General features: G+C 65.6%; 15 protein-coding genes. 10 read left to right on the top strand and 5 right to left on the bottom strand.

Going from position 1 to position 19102, the window contains the following annotated elements; all coding sequences use genetic code 11:
- Positions 1–10: 10 nt before the first annotated feature.
- Both FFS45_RS25545 and FFS45_RS25540 read right to left on the bottom strand, forming a co-directional pair.
- Positions 11–1525: a hypothetical protein gene (locus FFS45_RS25545; protein WP_137957421.1), complete on the bottom strand. Its 1515-nt coding sequence runs from the start codon at positions 1523–1525 to the stop codon at positions 11–13.
- Between the two features lie 23 nt (positions 1526–1548).
- Positions 1549–2082, bottom strand: coding sequence for a GNAT family N-acetyltransferase (locus FFS45_RS25540; RefSeq protein WP_137957420.1), 534 nt, complete (start codon positions 2080–2082; stop codon positions 1549–1551).
- A gap of 257 nt (positions 2083–2339) precedes the next feature.
- Between FFS45_RS25540 and FFS45_RS25535 the strand changes: the two genes are divergently transcribed.
- From FFS45_RS25535 to FFS45_RS25490, 10 genes are all read left to right on the top strand, one after another.
- Positions 2340–2591, top strand: coding sequence for an acyl carrier protein (locus FFS45_RS25535; RefSeq protein WP_137957419.1), 252 nt, complete (start codon positions 2340–2342; stop codon positions 2589–2591).
- Complete coding sequence (locus FFS45_RS25530; protein WP_137957418.1) at positions 2588–3892, top strand: acyl-CoA dehydrogenase family protein; 1305 nt, start codon at positions 2588–2590, stop codon at positions 3890–3892. The genes FFS45_RS25535 and FFS45_RS25530 overlap by 4 nt, the downstream gene beginning before the upstream one ends.
- A 1-nt stretch (position 3893) precedes the next feature.
- Positions 3894–4937, top strand: a complete 1044-nt coding sequence (locus tag FFS45_RS25525; RefSeq protein WP_137957417.1) for an amino acid--[acyl-carrier-protein] ligase — start codon at positions 3894–3896, stop codon at positions 4935–4937.
- Positions 4938–4996: 59 nt separating this feature from the next.
- Positions 4997–5950, top strand: a complete 954-nt coding sequence (locus FFS45_RS25520; protein ID WP_249362929.1) for a DUF1839 family protein — start codon at positions 4997–4999, stop codon at positions 5948–5950.
- Between the two features lie 86 nt (positions 5951–6036).
- Positions 6037–8580: a glycoside hydrolase family 2 protein gene (locus FFS45_RS25515; protein WP_249362928.1), complete on the top strand. Its 2544-nt coding sequence runs from the start codon at positions 6037–6039 to the stop codon at positions 8578–8580.
- Between the two features lie 605 nt (positions 8581–9185).
- Entirely contained in the window at positions 9186–9920 is a 735-nt protein-coding gene (locus FFS45_RS25510) for a Crp/Fnr family transcriptional regulator (protein WP_137957414.1), read from the top strand.
- 29 nt (positions 9921–9949) lie between these two features.
- Positions 9950–11353 (top strand): undecaprenyl-phosphate glucose phosphotransferase, encoded by a 1404-nt coding sequence (locus FFS45_RS25505; RefSeq protein ID WP_137957413.1) that lies wholly within the window; start codon positions 9950–9952, stop codon positions 11351–11353.
- Between the two features lie 19 nt (positions 11354–11372).
- The gene (locus FFS45_RS25500; RefSeq protein WP_137957412.1) at positions 11373–12317 is read left to right on the top strand and encodes a glycosyltransferase family 2 protein; all 945 of its coding nucleotides are present in this window, start codon (positions 11373–11375) and stop codon (positions 12315–12317) included.
- A 40-nt stretch (positions 12318–12357) separates the two neighbouring features.
- Entirely contained in the window at positions 12358–13617 is a 1260-nt protein-coding gene (locus tag FFS45_RS25495) for a polysaccharide biosynthesis/export family protein (protein ID WP_137957411.1), read from the top strand.
- Positions 13618–13642: 25 nt separating this feature from the next.
- Complete coding sequence (locus tag FFS45_RS25490; RefSeq protein WP_137957410.1) at positions 13643–16054, top strand: polysaccharide biosynthesis tyrosine autokinase; 2412 nt, start codon at positions 13643–13645, stop codon at positions 16052–16054.
- 26 nt (positions 16055–16080) lie between these two features.
- On the opposite strand, the gene FFS45_RS25485 is transcribed toward FFS45_RS25490, so the two are convergent.
- From FFS45_RS25485 to FFS45_RS25475, 3 genes are all read right to left on the bottom strand, one after another.
- Positions 16081–17283, bottom strand: coding sequence for a hypothetical protein (locus FFS45_RS25485; RefSeq protein ID WP_137957409.1), 1203 nt, complete (start codon positions 17281–17283; stop codon positions 16081–16083).
- A gap of 65 nt (positions 17284–17348) precedes the next feature.
- Positions 17349–18509 (bottom strand): hypothetical protein, encoded by a 1161-nt coding sequence (locus FFS45_RS25480; protein ID WP_137957408.1) that lies wholly within the window; start codon positions 18507–18509, stop codon positions 17349–17351.
- 176 nt (positions 18510–18685) lie between these two features.
- On the bottom strand, positions 18686–19102 hold a 417-nt coding region (locus tag FFS45_RS25475), incomplete at its 5' end, for a glycosyltransferase (protein ID WP_137957407.1).

Below are 19102 nucleotides of genomic sequence, written 5' to 3'. Positions count from 1 at the left end.
GCCTCACCCCTCATGGCCGCACCCGTACCGGAACCGCAACGCCAACGGTGGCCGCAGAGGCAGCCGGCGGCAGCAAGCCGTCCCGCTTTTGCCGCGCATAACGCACGCCGATTACGGGCATCAGCACGCCGATTACAAACACCATGCCCGGCTCGCCCTGCAGGGTATTCGACATGACCATCATGGCAAAGATGGAAAGCGCGACGCCGACGCCGGAAATCGCGAAGCGGTCCTTCGACTGCGCAAGGCTCGCGATAAACGCACGCCAGATCAGTACGAACACTCCCGTGCCATACAGCAAGGTACCCGGCCACCCCATCACGATGCACACTTCGACGATGCCGCTGTCGATCGAGCCGCTGACCTGGCTCGGGTCGTCGGCGAGCTTGGCGCCGAGGCCGACTGAGCCGATTCCCTGCCCGGCAATATCGGTCAAGGCGATCGAGACGAAGTTCGTGTAGAAGACCGAGCGCGCCTGATAGCTGTTGTCCTGGTTCAGGTTTGTGATCGATTCGAGACGCGTCATCAGGCGTCCGGAGACCGCATCGATCATCGTCAACGGCATGCAGAGCCCCACCAGGCAGATCACGCCGGCAAGCAGGCGCAAACGGCTTTTTCCGTCCAGCATCGCAAGCGGATAAATGAGACCGATCACCATGCCGCCCCAGGCCGTGCGCACCGAGGTGAACATCAGCGCCGGCACGCCCACTGCAACCGAGGCGAGGCGCGTCTTGCCGCGTGCGGCCAGCGACATCAGCAGGCCGGCCATAATCGTGATGGCGAACGGACCGGCCGAGTTCATCGTGCTGGAAATACGCAGGCCGAACGGCACCGGCGTGCCCTCCGAAGTGCCCATGTTCGAGCCCACCATCCAGAACACAGTCCACGGCGGCGGTGAAATGAACTGATAGATGCCATAGGCGCCCAGCACGAACGTGCCATAGACAAAGGTCTTCAGGAGTACCCGGTGATAGACCGGATACTCCTGCCAGGTCGCGATCAGATGCACTCCCATCGAGACCGGCAGGATCCAGTTGACCAGCGTGTATGCCGCCGGCGCGAGACCGACCCGCACGAGGCCGATCACAAACCCATAGAAAATTGCGACCAGCATCAGCATGAGCGGCAACGCGCGGCGCTGGCCCAGCATGCGATGGTGCGCGAGCACCGAGAGCCCTGAAATCGCCGCGGCCAGCAGCGGCGCGAGCATCACCGGACTCTTCGGATTAAACGCGCCGTTGAAAAAATCCGCGAAACGCCGCACCTCGGGCGTCAGAAAGTAGAGCCAGCAGACGAAACCGAGGTAATGAGCGGGATAGCGCCGGTACAGATAAAAGGCGATCACGGTCGACATCACGGAGAACGAGAGCTCCAGCACCTTGCCCTGGTGCGCGACGATCAGCAACAGCGTGACCACGAACATGCCGACCGGCAGCGCCACCGGCCCAGCGAGGCGCCCCGCCGAGCGCCGCGCGCCGGCATCCCGCGCGGCGCGTGGTAACGGCAAACCCGAAGCATGGATCATTGGGAGCCCTTGATTGTGAGCCCTTAAAGCAGCTCGAATGTGCTGGCGACCGGCGCCGCACTGCGCTCGCGGCGCCAACTGCCGAACCCGCTGCGCGTACCCCGCATCTGGCAGGTCAGGCCGATGAACGGCACGCCATGTTCGAGAAACGGTCCTTCGGTCTTGCGAAAGCCGAACTGTTCATAGAAGCCGCGCAGGCTGACCGGCGCGGTCACCCGCACGAGACGCCCGGCCCAGCGCTCGGCAATCGCCTGCAGTACCCGCTCGATCAGCATTTCCGCCGTACCGTCGCCGCGCCGCGCGGGACTCGTCAGCACCTTGTCGATCACCACCTCCGGGTCCTCCAGGTCGCCTGGCTGAATCCGCGCGTACGCCATCACCGGCATCGGCCGGGACATGTCTTCCACCGCGAAAACGTGCAATGCCTGCTCGTCGTGCCCATCGGCATCGAGGCACACATGGGACTGTTCGACTATGAACACCGCACTCCGCGCACGCATGACCAGATACAGCTCGCGCGCCGTGAACTGCTCGAATTCGAGCGTTTTCCAGTTCATCAGGTTTCCCCTAGCGATTCACTCGACGGGGCATGCCCGCCGCCATGACTGCACGTTACCGCTACCGACCCTTGAATCTCCGTGCGGAAGCGCACCGACGATGCTGCGTCGCGATTAGTTAAATACGGTCAGCCGGCACCGACTGTCCGAACCTGCAGGGCTCGCAGCAACCGGCAACGCGACCGCCGCGGCCTCGACGGCGCGACGACTCCAACCAGAAGCGGCTTAGCGACATCATTCCGAGGGGGCGCCTTCCCATGAAAACAGCATTGCGACGCATTCTTTCCGAGTCCGCACGTCTCGACGTTGCGCCCGAGACCCTCGCGGATGACGCCGATCTCTACGCAGCAGGCCTCTCGTCGCTCGCAACCGTGCATCTGATGCTGGCGATCGAAGACGAATTCGACATCGAGATTCCCGACCGCATGCTCACGCGCCGGCTCTTTTCGAGCATCGATTCGCTTGCTGCCGCGGTGACCGAACTCCAACAGGCAAAGGCGGCGGCATGAACGCGCCCCTGCTGCATGACACCGTCGCGCTCGACGGTGCACGCGCTGAAACCGCCGCGGCCGCTCCTGCGACGTCCGCGCCGGCCTCGGCGCCGACGCCGTTATCCGCGGTCGAGCCGGAAGCCGGCTGGCGCGCCGCCGCCCAGCGCGTCGCCCAGATCGCCGCGCAACATGCGGACGCCGTGGATCGCGACGCACGCTTTCCCACCGAAGCCTTCGACGCGTTGCGCCGCGAACGGCTGCTCTCCGCACTGGTGCCGGCGGCCTTCGGCGGCGCCGGACTGCCGCTCGCCGATGTGGCCGCCATCTGCGAAATCCTCGCGCAAGGCTGCGCCTCGACTGCGATGGTGTATGCGATGCATCAGATCCAGGTCGCCTGCATCGAAGCGCATGGCAGCGCCTCGCCGTGGCACTGCGCGCTGCTCGCGGAGCTGGTCGACAAGCAATGGCTGCTCGCCTCCGCGACCTCGGAGGAAACGATCGGCGGCAATATGCGTACCAGCGCGTGCTCGGTCGAAATCGACGCTGAGCGTCTGCGCATCGAAAAACTGGCGCCCACCATTTCGTACGGCGCCCAGGCCGATGGCATTCTCGTCACCGCGCGGCGCACTGCCGAGTCCGCCGCAGCCGACCAGGTAATGATCGTCGCACTGCGCGACGAGACCACCCTGGAAAAACGCGGCGGCTGGGATTCGATGGGCATGCGCGGCACCTGCAGCGAAGGCTTTCGTCTCGTCGCGACGGGCCGTGCCGAACAGATCCTGCCGACGCCGTTTGCCGAGATCGCCGACCAGACCATGCTGCCGGTCTCGCACACGCTGTGGGCCGCCGTCTGGACCGGCATCGCCACCGACGCGGTGAACCGCGCCAAGGCGTTTTTCCGCGCCCAGGCGCGTGCCAAACCCGGCTCGGTGCCACCGGCAGGCTTGCGCCTGGCCGAGGCCGTGGGCCTGCTGCAGATGATGCAGGCGCGCCTTGCCATCGCGCTCGACGCCGCCCGCGCCGCGCACCACGCCAAACTGGGCGCGTGCCAGGCCGATGTGCCGCTGTCCGCGCTGCTTGGCTTCGCCTCCGACATGAACACGCTGAAGACCAGCATTTCCACCACCGCCCTGCAGGTGGTCCACGAAGTCCTGATGATCTGCGGCATGGCCGGCTACAAGAACGGCACCGAGTACAGCGTGGGGCGGCATCTGCGCGACCTGTACTCGGCCCCGCTGATGATCAACAACGACCGCATCGCGCAAAACACCGCGAGCCTGTTGCTCGCGCAGCGTCCGGGCGCACCGGGGAGAGCCTGACATGAACACGATGACCGACACCGCCGCCCTTGCCGCCGCGCAGGCAGCACAAGCCGACTCCGGGAGCAACGCCGCGCCGGGCTTTCGCGATGAACTGCTGGCGAAGGGCATCCTGATCGATACCGGCGAAAACGGCCTGTACGGCCGCAGCCAGGTGTTCGAAGACGTGGTCGAGCGCCTGAATGTGGCCATCACCCATCTGGGCGCCGACCAGCAGCCGGAAGTGCTGCGCTTTCCGCCCGCGATGCGCCGCACCGACTTCGAGGACAGCGAATACCTGAAGAGCTTTCCCAACCTCGCCGGCACGATCCATTCGTTCTGCGGCAACGACATGGGCCACCAGCGCCTGTTGCGCGCGCTCGACGATGCGATGAGCGAGCGCGACGACGAGCGCAGCGACGCATGGATGGCGCAGCAGCAACCCACCCGGGTGGTGCTGACGCCGGCCGCCTGCTACCCGATCTATCCGGTGATGGCGCGGCGCGGCCCGCTGCCCGCCGAAGGCCGCACGATCGACGTGCTGTCGTATTGCTTTCGCCACGAACCCTCGCTCGATCCGGCGCGCATGCAGATGTTCCGCCAGCGCGAATATGTGCGCCTCGGCAATGCCGAACAGGTGATGGCGTTCCGGCAGATGTGGATCGAGCGCGGCTCGGCGCTCGTGACGATGCTGCAGTTGCCGGTCGACGTCGACCTCGCCAACGACCCGTTCTTCGGCCGCGGCGGCAAGATCGTCGCGGATAGCCAGCGCGCCCAGGCACTCAAGTTCGAGTTGCTGATCCCGGTCGCCAACGCCGACGGCAAGACTGCCTGCCTGTCGTTCAACTATCACATGGATCACTTCGGCGCGATCTGGAAGATCGAATGCGCAGATGGCTCGGTCGCACATACCGGCTGCGTCGGCTTCGGCATGGAACGCATCACGCTCGCGCTGTTCCGCCATCACGGTCTCGACGTCAACGTCTGGCCGGACGACGTGCGGGCGCTGCTGTGGGGCGATACCAGGGCACGCGTCGCTCAGGGCCTCGCAGGAGGCGCCGCATGACGCCCCCGCTGACGACCTCGCTCAACGGCACCCTTCGCGCACCCGGCCCCGCCAGCCCGATGCGCTCCCACGTGCCGCATGCGCTGCACCAGGGCGACCGGGTCTGGCAGGAGACCAACTGCTACGTGGACCTGTGGATCGAACTGCTGCACGGCTTCGGGCTCGATCCGCGCGCCGCCTTCGCGTTCACCGCGACGCAGGACTTCGAGGGCGACCAGTTCACGTTCTTCAAATTCCCGCTCGAGGATCTCGAACGGCTCTACGGCACCCAGGTGCAGGAGCTGGCGATCTACGATTCGCTGGAAGAGCGGGTGCTGGCGCAAACGCTGCGCGGCCATACGGTGCTGGTCGAGGTGGACGGCTACTACCTGCCGAACACGCGCGCCACCTCGTACCGCCGCGAGCATCCGAAAACCACGGTCGGCATCGACTTTATCGATCCCGTCGCGCGGCGTCTCGGCTACTTCCACAACACCGGCTATCACGTGCTGGACGGTGAAGACTACCAGGGCGTGTTTCGCAAGCTCCCGAAGTTCACGGGGCAGGCCGATCTGCTGTTTCCCTACGTGGAGTTCGCCAAACAGGTGCGCCCGGCGCTGCAAGGCACCGCGCTCGCCGAGGCGTCGGCGGAGCTGCTATGCACCCATCTGGCCCGACGCCCGCTGCGCAATCCGATCACGCAGTGGCGCGCCGAGTTTCCGCAGCAGCTCGAGACCCTGCTTGAACGCGGCGAGGGCTTCTTCCATCTGTACTCCTTCAACCTGATGCGGCAACTGGGCGCGAACTTCGAGTTTCTCTCGAAGTACCTGGTGTGGCTGTCCGTGCAAGGCTTTGAGATTCCCGCACAGATTCCGGCCGCGGCGCAGAAGATCGCCTCGGAGTCGATGGTGATGCAGTTCCGTCTCGTGCGGGCCATGGCACGCGGGCGGCACGACCTGTGCAGCGACTGCTTCGACGTGCTGGAGCGCGCGTACGACGAGACCTTGCCGCCGCTCGCCGCGCTCGCGTTCTGATACGTCAACCAACCGGACTCCCTGTGCGCGCCTTGCCCATCAGCCCGCCTGAACGGGTGCGCGAAACGGCGGCACAGGGTGCGCTCGTGTGCGAATCCGCGTGCGAGTCCGTGTGCGCCTGCGAGTCCGCGCTCCCCGCGGCTACGGTCTGGCCGCGTCCCCTCGAGCTCGGCTGGCAATGCCTGAGCACGTCCCCGGACGCGTGCGCGTCGCCTGCCGACTGGCCCGCCGACGGCTGGCTCGCCGCTCAGGTGCCGGGAACGGTCGCCGCCGCGTGGCGGGCCGCGGGCCGGCTCGATGCGGACCATCCGCCGGCGTTTGCCTTCGACGATCACTGGTACCGGCTCACGCTCACCGGGCACGGTCCGCAACGCTTGCGTCTGCACGGTCTCGCGACCCTCTCCGAGGTGTGGCTCGACGGCGTCAAGCGGCTGGATTCGGATTCGATGTTCGTCGCCCACGATCTCGACTTCGAACTGAACGGCACGGCCACGCTCGCCCTATGCTTCCGCTCGCTCGCGCCGCTGCTCGCCGCGCGCCGCTCGCGGGCCCGCTGGCGCCCTCGCCTCGTCTCGCCGCCGGGCTTGCGCAACGTCCGCACCACCCTGCTCGGACACATGCCCGGCTGGTGCCCGCCACTCCAGGCGGTCGGGCCGTGGCGCCCGATCGAGCTGCTCGGCGACGCCCCAGCGGCCTTCGACCGGGTCGACCTCGCGAGCCGCGTGGACGGCGACGACGGCGTCGTGTCGCTGACGCTGCGTTTCCTTCACCCGCAGAGCGGCGCCGTGCCGGATGGCGCAGACGTGACTGCAACCCCGGCAACCCCAGCCACCTTGCATTGCGGCACGCTTCATTCGTCTGCTCTTGTGTGGAGCGATGCTTACACGCTCACGGGCGAGCTGCGTGTGCCACATGCCGAGCGCTGGTGGCCGCATACCCATGGCGCGCCCACACTACATTCTGTCTGCCTCGAACTGGACGGCGAACGCTTTGAACTCGGCGAGGTGGGCTTCAGAAGCATCGAGGTCGACCGCGGCGCGGACGGCGAAGGTTTCGCCTTGCGCGTGAACGGCGTGCGCGTGTTCTGCCGCGGCGCCTGCTGGACCAGCGCCGATCTCGTCACGCTCGCCGGCACCGCGCAGCAGCTCGAACACGCATTTGCCCTCGCGCGCGATGCCGGCCTGAACATGCTGCGCGTGGGCGGCACCATGGTGTACGAAGCGGATCGCTTCTATGCGCTCGCCGACCGCTACGGAATCCTTATCTGGCAGGATTTCGCTTTTGCGAATTTCGACTACCCGAACGACGCGGCGTTTATCGACTCGGTGCGCCGCGAGGCCCACCAGTTTCTCGCGCGCACCCGCCGCTTTGCCGCGCTTGCCGTGCTATGCGGCGGCAGCGAAATCGATCAGCAGGCGGCAATGCTCGGCCTGCCGCCTTCGATGCGTGCACAACCACTTTTCACGGAATGCCTGCCGGCCCTCGCCGCCGAGGAGCGGCCGGATGTTCACTATGTGAGCCATTCGCCGGGCGGCGGCGCCTGGCCGTTTTCGACCCGCACCGGCATCACCCACTATTACGGCGTCGGCGCCTATCAGCGCCCGCTCGACGACGTGCGGCGCGCCGAAGTCCGCTTCGCGGCGGAATGCCTCGCCTTCGCCAACGTACCGGACGACGCCTCGCTGCATCGCGACCTTGGTACCAGTCATGTTCACGACCCGCGCTGGAAGGCCGCCGTGCCGCGCGATCCGGGCGCCGGCTGGGACTTCGACGACGTCCGCGAACACTACCTGAGCACGCTCTACGGCGTCGATCCCGCCCGCCTGCGTTACGAAGATCCGCCGCGCTACCTGGAGCTTTCGCGCGCCGTGGTGGCCGAGCTGATGACGGACGTATTCGCCGAATGGCGCCGCGCCGGATCGCCGTGCGGCGGCGGGCTGGTCTGGCAGTTTCAGGATCTGCGCCCCGGGGCCGGCTGGGGCATCGTCGACTCGAGCGGCCGTCCCAAGAGCGCATGGCACGCCCTCGCGCAGGCATGGCGCCCGGTGCAGGTGGTCATCACCGACGAGGGCCTCAACGGCCTCGATCTGCACCTCATCAACGAGACCGCCGAAAGCTTGCCTGTGCAACTTGAACTGGTCTGTCTGCGTGACGGCGCCGTAAAGGTTGCAACAGCAACCATCGCGCTCGAACTCGCCCCGCGCAGCACCCGGCGCCTCGCCGCGGCGGACGTGCTCGGCCAGTTCTTCGATTTCACTTATGCGTATCGTTTCGGCCCGCGGGCCCACGATGTGACGATTGCCACGCTGCGCGATGCGGGCAGCGGCCAGATTCGTTCGCAGGCCTTTCATCTGCCGGAGCGGCGGGTTGCCGAACGCGGCGACACCGGTCTCAGCGCGACGCTCGAAGCCACTTGCGATGGCTGGCAACTGGTGATCGAAGCACAGCGCTTTTCGCGTTTTGTGAACGTTGCAGATCTGCACTATCGCGCGGCCGACAACTGGTTTCATCTGCCGCCCGGCGAGTCGCGCACGATCGCGTTGCTACCGATGAGCGTCGACGAAAAGCGCACTGCACCCGCCGGCGAAGTCCGCGCGATCAACCACAGCATGCCGGTCTTCTACGGCTAAACCCCACCCGCCGTTTCCCCGTCACGCGCCCAACGTCCGGCACTTCCGCCTGCTTGCCCAGGCGCTTCCTGTACGCCTCGCAAGCCGCTTTGACAGTTGTCAAAAAGCTGTTCCGTGCGCCAGCCCACCTAACCTGTTGAACACATATGAATCAAATCTGAGTCATCCCGGACACGCGCGCCAAGCGGCTATACAGCTTGCGTTTCAAACCGCAAATACCTCATCCAAAATCTCTGTCAACGGCGGTTAACCCCATCCGATCAATAACTTGCATTAATTCGCGTGGCCCGTGTGGAACGCCGGGCAGCCATGTGGCGTCGTGCAGAAATGAAACAAAAATGCATGTTTTGCCTCGTAACGCGCCATCCCATACTTCGCTGCGCCGCACCAGTGCTTGCTTTCGACCGCCTTGGCACAGTCCTCGCTAAGTGAGAAGCGCAGCACTGGCGCCGACGCCAACAACCCCTACAACCGACGGCGCAAAAAGGCCATACGGGGCCCGCACTGCTTGTCCATAGCCGCTCGCCAGGCGGCATACACAAGGGACGCAGCGACGGGTAAAAAGACCAACGAGCCGCATCAGCGGCTTCGTGCGAGGACCGATCATGTTAACGCTCCAATCCGATCTGCACGGCAATCATTTGCTCGGCGCACTGCCATCGCATGAGTGGCAAGCACTCGCCCCTCATCTCGAACTCGTCCATCTGCGCACCGAACAGCTCCTGTGCGACTCCGGACAACGCATCCATCACGTCTACTTTCCGACCACCGCGATTATCTCCATGCTGTCGACGATGGAAGACGGCAGCTCGGTCGAGATCGCCGCAGTCGGCCGCGAGGGCATGACCGGCGTGCCGGTCCTGACCGGCGGCGAAACCATGCCGAACCGCGTGCAGGTGCAAAGCGCCGGCTTCGCCTACCGCATGACCTCGCAGTGCCTGAAGCAGCAGTTCCTGCGCTCCGACCTGCTGCGCCGCCTGATGATGCTGTACATGCACGCACTGCTCACCCAGGTCGCCCAGACCGCCGCGTGCAACCGCCATCACTCGCTCAACAAGCAACTGTGCCGGTGGCTGCTGATCGAAGTGGACCGGGTCGCCTCGAACGAGCTGACCGTCACGCAGCAACTGATCGCCGACATGCTCGGGGTGCGCCGCGAGGGCATCACGGAAGCGGCCGGCAAGCTGCACGACGAAGGCCTGATCCATCACAGCCGCGGCCACATCAAGGTGCTTGACCGCGAGGGTCTGGAAGCGCGTGCATGCGAGTGCTACGGCCTCGTCAAGCGTGAATTCGACCGCTTGCTGCCGCGGCTGCATCAGGCCGAAGCCGTTAGCTGAACCACGCCGGCCTCCAGGGTACTGACACCATGCTGCGGAATATTGCGCGCTGCCTCGACGCGTTGTTCGTGATTGCGGGCGCCCTGCTCGCTCACTGGATGCGCTTCGACACCGCAAGCGCACTCGCGGATACCGAGCGGCTCCTGATCGCGTTCAACTGCGTGCTGGTGCTGCTGCTGTTCCCGGTCTTCGGCATCTACGAGACCTGGCGCGGCAAGTCGCTGCCCGAGATGCTCGCTCGCGTCTGCGCAGGCTGGTTCTTCGTGGTGGTGACAGGCCTGCTGCTGGTGTTCACGCTGCACCGCATGGATGCGATGTCGCGCCTGTGGTTTGGCTATTCGACGCTGATCTCCGGCGTGCTGATCGTCGCCACCAAACTCGCCGCCCATCTGCTGCTGCGCCTCGCGCGGCGGCGCGGCCTGAACTACCGCAGCGTCGCCGTGGTCGGCTCGCCCGGCTTCGCACGCATGCTGCTCGCGCATCTCGAACAGGTGCCGCAAGCCGGCTTCAAGCCGGTGTGCGTGTTCGACACGACCCAGTTCGAGCCGGGCGAAGACGGCGAGCCGCATGAGGCCGGTGAGCGCATGAGCCGCCTGCCGGTACTGAACGATCTGAACGCGTTCGCCGCCAAGGTGCGCGCCGAGCAGATCAACGAAGTGTGGCTCGCGCTGCCGCTCTCGGAAGAGCGCACCATCTACCGCTTCACACGCACGTTCCAGCACGATTTCGTCAACCTGCGCTTCATACCGGATACGCGCAGCATGACCCTGTTCGGCCATTCGCTGGTCGACATCATGGGTCTCACGACCATCAACCTGACCGGCACGCCGATCTCGCCACCCCAGATGTGGCCAAAGCTGGTGTTCGACCGCCTGTTCGCACTCGCAGCGCTGCTGGCGCTGACGCCGCTATTTGTGGCGATCGCCATCGCCATCAAGGCGACCACGCGCGGGCCCGTGTTCTTCGCGCAAAAGCGCAAGGGCATCGACGGACACACCTTCAACATCTACAAGTTTCGCTCGATGACCGTGCATGCGGAACACGGCGGCCAGCTCACCCAGGCGACCCAGGGCGATGCGCGGGTGACGAAGATCGGCGCCTTCCTGCGCCGCACGAGTCTCGACGAGCTGCCGCAGTTCTACAACGTGCTGATGGGGCAAATGTCGGTGGTGGGACCGCGCCCGCATGCGCTCGAGCACGACGATCTCTACAAGGATCTGGTGTACGGCTACATGCACCGCTACCGCATCAAGCCGGGCATTACCGGCTGGGCCCAGGTGAACGGCTACCGCGGCGCTACACACAAGGTCGAAAAGATGGAGGCGCGCGTCAAGTTCGACCTCTTCTATATCCACAACTGGTCGTTCTGGTTCGACATCAAGATCGTGTTGATCACCTTGGTGAAAGGCTTTGTCGGCCGCAACGCATATTGAGTCCTACGGGAGTGCTACGGTGAATGGGGCGCAACGCCTGTCCGTAATCGTGCCGACCTATCGCCGGCCGGCCGACCTCGCGCGCTGCCTCGCGGCGCTCGAGGCGCAGTTGCGCCCGGCCGACGAAGTGATCGTCGTCGCGCGTGCCGACGATGCCGCGACCCAGGCCTTGCTGCGCGAGCGGCTGCGGCGTCCCGGCAGCGACGCGCTGCGCGTCGCGCTGGTTGGCGAGCCAGGCGTGGTGGCGGCGTACAACCGCGGCCTGCAGGCCGCCGGGGGCGAGCTGATCGGTTTCACCGACGACGATGCGGCGCCGCACCCCGACTGGACCCGGCGCCTCGTCGACGGCTTCGAGCGGCATCCCGAGGCCGGCGGCATCGGCGGGCGCGACATCGTGCATGAGAAAGGCACGGTGCTTGCCGGCGCGATGCGCCGTGTCGGCCTCGTGCGCTGGTATGGGCGCGCCATCGGCAATCATCACATCGGCTGCGGCGAGCCGCGTCCGGTGCATGTCCTGAAGGGCGTCAACATGGCCTTCAGGCGCACGGCAGTCGAAGGGCTGCGCTTTGACGAAAGACTGCGCGGGACCGGTGCGCAGGTGCATTGCGAAATGCAGTTCAGCCTCGATGTGAGGCAGCGCGCATGGGAACTGATCTACGACCCGTCGATCCTCGTCGAGCACTATCCGGCGCCGCGCAGCGACGAAGATCAGCGTTTCATTTTCAACCATGCCGCCTTCTATAACGCGTCGTTCAATTTGCGGCTCATCATGCGCGATCACCTGTCCCTGCCGGGGCGGTGCGCGTTCGTCGTCTATGCAACGCTGATCGGTACGCGCGCGGATCCGGGGCTGGCCCGCGCGCTGACCCTCGCCATCGGGGGAGCCGGACCGGCGCTCGCCTTGCGCAAATGGTGGATCGGCATACGCGCGCTGCGCGGAGCCTGGCAAGAAGCAAAACGCTAGGCGCGCTACAGCGCAACATGTAACGCGAGGGACCATAACCATGATATCCAGAACGATTTTGACGGGGTTGGCTGCACTGTCGTTGGGTCTGTGTTCGGCGTGTTCGTTTACGCCGGGCGCGTTCCTCGACAACAGCAATCTGCAGGATCCCCAGGTGGCGCAAAAGCCGACTCCCGCCGATATGGTGCAGGTGCAACCGATCGACGCGGGCTACTTCAGCCACGTCTCGCTGCAGACTACCCCGGCAGCGGCTTGCCCGCTCACCTGCCTGTCGCCCCAGACGCGCACGCAGTACGAATACCGGATCGGCCCGGGTGACCAGTTGCAAGTGATCGTCTGGGACCATCCTGAGCTCACCTCCCAGGGCGGCAGTGCCGCCGGCGGCGTGCCGCCCTTGCCCACGCTGCCAAGCGCGGGCGCGGGTGCGGCCGCGGGCGGCTCATCGCTTGCCGCCACGCCTTCGACCAGCCCAGCCGCCACCGGCGGCGGCGAGCCCGGCGGCCTGACGCTGCGCGTGGCCGCCAACGGCACCGTATTTTTCCCGCGGGTCGGCCGCATCAAGGTGGCCGGCCTGACCGCCCAGCAGGTGCAGGAGCGGCTCACCGCGGGGCTCGCCAAAACGATCCGCGGCCCTCAGCTCGACGTGCGCGTGACCGGCTTCAACAGCAAGCAGGTCCAGGTGCTCGGCGATGTGCGCACGCCTCAGGCGCAGGCCATCACCGACGTGCCGCTGACGATCATCGACGCGCTCAACCGCGCCGGCGGCGCCCCCCAGGACGCCGATCTGCAGAACGTCGGCATCACCCGCGACGGCAAGCGCTATCAGATCGACGTGGCGTCCATCCTCGACGACGGCAACGTCAGGCAAAACGTGGTGCTGCAGGACGGCGACATCATCGATGTGCCTGACCGCACCAATAGCCGCGTATTCGTGCTCGGCGAAATCTCGAAGCCGTCGATCGTGCCCATGAACCGCGGCAAGCTCACGCTCGCCGATGCGCTCACGAGCGCCGGCAGCATCGACAGCCATACGGCGAACCCGCACGTCATCTATGTGATTCGCGGCGTCAATCCCGAGCCGGGACCGAACGGCACGGTAAAGACCGCACTGTCGAAGCCCGACGTGTTCCGCCTCGACATGACGCAGGTGGACGCGTTGATGCTGATGACGCAGTTCCAGTTGCAGCCGCGCGACGTGATCTATGTGCAGATCGCCAACTCCGCGCGCTTTAACCGCCTGCTCGACCTGATCACACCATCGCTGCAAACGCTGTTCTTCACCAAGCAACTTGCACCTTAACGCCGGCTAGCGAGAGACCAATAACATGAGTACCTATGACATGCCTGAATTCTCGCCTGCGCCCGGCAACGACGAAGACGAGGTAATGCGCGATCTGTTGCGCATGGTGATCGAACAGATCTGGTGGGTGGTGGGCATCGCGGGCGGCGTGTTTCTCGCCGCCGTGATCTATGCCCACACCGCCACGCGGATCTACTCGGCCGACGCGTTGCTGCAGGTGGAATCGACGTCGCCGAACTCCTCCAGCGTGGCGGCGCTCAGTTCGCTTTCGGCTGCGGGCAACAGCCTGCATACCGATGCCGAAATCGAAATTATGAAGAGCCGCGCGGTGGTCGAGCCGGTGGTCGAGCAGTTCAAGCTGAACTTCAGCGCCGGGCCCAACGTGATGCCGTATCTCGGCAAACTGTCGGCGCTGTTCGCGCATCCTGGACGCCCGCTGCCGGCATGGTTCGGCATGCGTTCGTATGCATGGGGCGGCGAGCAGTTCAACGTCGATTCGGTGAACGTGCCGAAATCGCTCGAAGGCGTCACCCTCACCCTGCGCGCGCTCGGCGACGGCCGCTACGAGCTGCTCGATCCGCAGCAGCAGGTGCTGCTCACCGGCACCGCCGGCAAGCTCGCCGAAGACAACGGCGTGTCGTTGAAGGTCACGCAACTGGTGGCGCGGCCCGGCACCGAGTTCTTCGTGACGCGCGCCAACCAGCTGGATGCCGTCATGAGCCTTGCCGGCGGCCTGCAGGTCGCCGAAAAAGGCCGCGACACCGGCGTCGTGCAACTGTCGTACATGGGCGTCGATCCGAAGTTCATCACCGCGATCACCAATGCCGTGGCGGACTCGTATCTGCGCCAGCGCACTGAGCGGGCCCAGGAGGAAGCCAGCAAGATGCTGACCTTCCTCAACGGCGAGCTGCCGCACCTGCGCGCCGAACTGAAAAGCGCCGAAACGGCGCTCTCCGAGTATCAGGAACGCGTCGGTTCGTTCCAGCCGACCCAGGAATCCTCCGTGTTCCTGCAAGGCGGGCTGGAGTACGAAAAGCAGATCGCCGGACTGCGCATTGCGCGCGCCCAGTTGCTGCAGCGCTTCACGCTGGATAGCCCCGAGGTGCAGTCGGTCGACTCGCAACTGGCCGCCCTCACCGCAGAAAAGGCCCGTTTCGAAGACCGTTTCAAGACCCTGCCGGGCTCGGAACGCGAAGCCGTTTCGCTGCAACGCGATGCCAAGGTTGCCGAAGAGATCTATGTGGCGCTGCTCAACAAGACCCAGGAGCTGTCGATTACCCGGGCCGGCACGATCGGGAACGTGCATATCGTCGACAAGGCGCTGGTGCCCGCCGATCCGATGAGCCCGAAAGTACCGCTGATCGTTTCCGCGGGCGCGGTGCTGGGCATCATCGCAGGCGTCGGATTTGCCTTCTGCCGGCGCACCTTCTTCGCCGGCGTGGCCGATCCGGACATGGTCGAACGGCGCTTCCGCCTGCCGATCTTCGGCTCCATCCCGATCAGTGCGGAACAATGGCGCGGCGATCAACTGATCGCCAGCAGCCGCCGGCCGGCGCTGCCGAACGGCACGCGTACAGCCAACCTGCGCTCGCCGTCGCTGATGCCCGCGCTGCCCTCGGGTCTCGCGCGCCTGATCCGCTCGCGTGCCGCCCGCTCCGCCGCGCCGGTCACGGCCCAGGAGCCGGCAGCGCCGGTAATGCCGATGCCGCACGGCGCCCACGTGGCGCGCCGCTCCCTGCTTGCCAAGACGCATCCGTTCGACCGCTCGGTGGAGGGGCTGCGCGGCCTGCGCGCCACGCTGCAGTTCGGCCTGATCGAAGCCAGCAACCGCATCGTCGCCTTCACGAGTCCGGCCCCGGCCGACGGCAAGAGCTTTCTGTGCGCGAATCTCGCCGCGCTGTTCGCGGAGTCGGGCAAGCGCGTGCTGCTGATCGACGCCGACTTGCGCCGCGGCCGCCTCGCGCAGTATTTCGGACGCTCGCCCAATGGCGGGTTGACCGAATTGCTGACCGGCCAGGTAGACCTGAAAATGGCGGCGCGCGAGACCGGCGTCAACGGGCTGCACTTCATCGCGGCCGGCGCCTATCCGCCGAACCCGTCCGAGATCCTCACCTCGAGCCGCTTCGCCGAAATACTGCAGCGCTTCTCGGAGCAGTTCGATCTGGTGATCGTCGACACGCCGCCGCTGCTCGCGGTTGCCGATGCCGCGATCATCGCCAACCTCGCCGGTGCAACCGTGCTGGTGATGCGCGCCGGGGCGCATACGGAGCGCCACATTGGCGCCGCGCTAAAGAAGCTGCATCGGGCGCGCGCCCATGTGATCGGCGGCGTGATGAACGCCATGCAGGTGAAGCGTAACGGCCGCTACGGCACGTATGACTACGCTTACGCGTATTCGTACACGTCGGGCGATCCGGGTGCGGATCACCACGTTTGAGGATGGCTTGCGGGCGGGCTGGCAGCTTACGGGACGCGCGGTTTCAGCAGGGTCAGCGCGAGAGTCAGCGTGGCTGCCGCCAGGCCGACGATCTGCCAGGTGTTCGACGCCCCCGAAAGAGCCGGGAACGCGACACCGGCCGCCCGCATGGCGCCGATCAGCAGCGGAATCCACGAGATGCACAGGCCGGTCAGTACGATCAGTCCGGCGCGCACCGGGATGGTTTGGAGAAAGATAAAAAAGCACACGAGGGCCGGGAAAAAATCGTATTCCTTCATGCGCGGATTGGCGAGCGTCAACACCATGTAGAGCAGGAAGAACGCCGCCCCCGATGCGCGCTGCACGCGGGCCTTTCTGACGAACAGCAACATGGCCAGCCCGAGCAGCAGCGCGGAGGCGATCACGTGCAATGCGAGCGCGAGCCAGTGGTTGTGAACGATACGCATGAAGGTCGCGAAGAACGAATAACCGTAATCGCTCTTGCCGAGCGCCTCCTCGTTGAGCGCCGCCATGAAGGCCGCGTAACGCTGCGGATCGGCATGCGCAAGCAGCAGCCATATCATGGCGAATAGCGCCAGCCCGGCGGCTGCCCTCACCCACTCCACGCGCTTGCCGTCGGCGAGCAGCGGCGGGATCAACAGATACAGCAGGAAATACGGCTTGATGAGCGCAAGCACCAGCACGAGCGCAACCAGTGCGTAGCTCGCGAGCCGGCCACCCTTGCGTTGTCCCATCAGGAATGCCGCAATCAGCGTGAGATGCATGAAGGTCGTGAGATTGCCGGACAGGACCGCCGTGACACCGACCCCGCCGAACACCGCGGCGGCCAGCAGCGACGACACACCGCGCCACACTCCAGCCGAACCGGACGCGTGCATGGCCTGGGGCGGCATCCACTGCGCGTTGGTGCGCAGCCAGAGCAGGACTTCGCGGCAAAACCAGCCGAAGCTGAGCAGATACAGCACCACTAGCGCAAACCGCAGGGAGACGAGCCGGTTCAGCCAGGCGAGCGCGTCGAGCACCAGAGGATGGTAGACGAACGGCAGGCCGGCATCGCCGCGGTATGGGTCGAGGCCTTGCCTCAGATCGCGTAGCGCCCGCTCATAGACCGACAGGTCCCAGAAGAAATCGTGACTCGCCACGCTGACGAGATAAACGAGCAGCATGACGGCGCAAACGCCGGTTATCAGGCGTGGCCCGGCTGCCCAGCGGCGATTGGGGATGTTCAATGCGCACCTCTACGTTTAGCGAAACCGGAGCACGGCGCGACGTGCGGGGATCGCATTGGCGGACCTCAAGGGCCGGTAGTCAGATCCAGCGCGGCTTGACTGTGTGTCTTGGGCGCGGCCTGACGCGCCGGTACCGGTGCGCTCGCCGGCGCCAGCGCCCGCGACACATAAGCTGCGAGTCCTCCGCAAACCAGCAGTGCTGCGCTGACATCCACCATGCTCAGTGCGCGAATTTCGTCGCCGTAACCGAACAGCAGATAGAGCGGAATATTGATCGCACACACAATCAGCGCATGCTGCCGTGCGGCCGGCGGCAAGGCGGGCCAGCCGGCTCGCACCACCACGAACGCCAGAAACAGCAGCAGGATATTGAAGCCCTTCGGCAAGAGGATTCCGTAGGTGTATTCGCCGCGCAGGTAGTTACGCGGATCGGCCAGGAAGCGCAGGTTGTCCCAAAGGTGGAACTGCGCGAGATCGCCGGGGTTGCCGGCATAGTGAAGCTTGGTCGCAAAGTTGACCGCAGCCGCAAGCGCCATGCACACGCCGAGATACGCGATCGCCCGCGATCGTGCTACGCGCGCTGCCACGAACGGATACAGCGCGAGCAGATAAAACAGGAAAGACTCCTTGTTGAGGGTAGCGGCGAGCGTGAGCGGAATCAGCCACAGCAGCCGCCCGCGCACAGCGACCCAGACGGCGAGCGTCATGAAGCACAGTTCGGGAAAATCCCAGAAGTTGCCCGCCGGCACTGCGAGCGCGAACACGAGCGGCGCGAGCGTCGCCGCCACTTCATTGCCGACCAGTTGCAGGCAAAGCAGGCGCAGCATCAGCATGGCGCCCAGCAACGCCATGAACACCATGCCGTACACCAGGTAATAGCGCAGCGCGTATTGCGGCCTGGCGGCGTCGGTGGCCCGCGCAAAGGTATTGGCGAGCCAGTTGTGCTTCGGATAGTCCTCTTGCAGATGACCGATGAAACGCGCCTTGACGCTGTCCGGGAGTGCGCGGTCGAGGAGATTGGCGGCCGTGGGCAGCAACTGGCGGTAGACGTAAGGACGATCCGCTGTGCCGTCCAGCATCAGGATCATGGCGTCGTTGGTCGAGTCGTCGCGTAGCGCGTACTTCGCAAAGAAGCCGCAAAACGACGCACTGGCGACCAGCGTGTAGACGCACAGGAGTACGATCCAGCGCGTCGTGGCACGCGGCAATCCAGGCAAGCTCATCATGGTCTCCGTGCGGCACAAAGGTGTGGCCGCCTCAGCGCATGCTAGGCGAAGCAGACCCGCCGCATCGTTCGATGCCGAACACTGGCCCATGTGGCGGTCATCGGGCCATATGGGCTGAGATCGGTTGATCCTGGTTGATCCGGGTTAGCACCCGCAGTTGCCGCTCACCGGGCGTGTCAGCGGACGCTGCCGGCAATGGCCTGTTTCATCCGCTCGAGATAGGCGTCGACGCAGAAGTGCTGTTCGACATCGATCAGCGCGGCGCTGGCGAGTTGTTGTGCAAGCGCGGGCGTGGTCCGCAACATATCGATGGCCTCGGTAAGCGCCTCGACATTGCCGGGCGGCACCAGCCAGCCGTTCTTGCGATGCCGGACGATTTCCTTCACCCCGCCGGCCGCGGCGGCGATCACCGGCCGGCCCGCGGCCATCCCTTCGATGATCACCCGCCCGAACGGCTCCGGCTCGGTCGACGTATGCAGAATCACGTCCACCGCCTTCATCCACGCCGGCATGTCGTCGCGAAAGCCGGCGAACTGCAGCCGCTCGCCGACGCCAAGACGCGCGGCCTGCTCGCGCAGCGACTCGGCATACGC

The sequence above is a fragment of the Burkholderia sp. 4M9327F10 genome (assembly GCF_005503145.1).
Lineage (GTDB): Bacteria > Pseudomonadota > Gammaproteobacteria > Burkholderiales > Burkholderiaceae > Paraburkholderia.
This window is presented reverse-complemented; position numbering and strand designations above follow the sequence as displayed.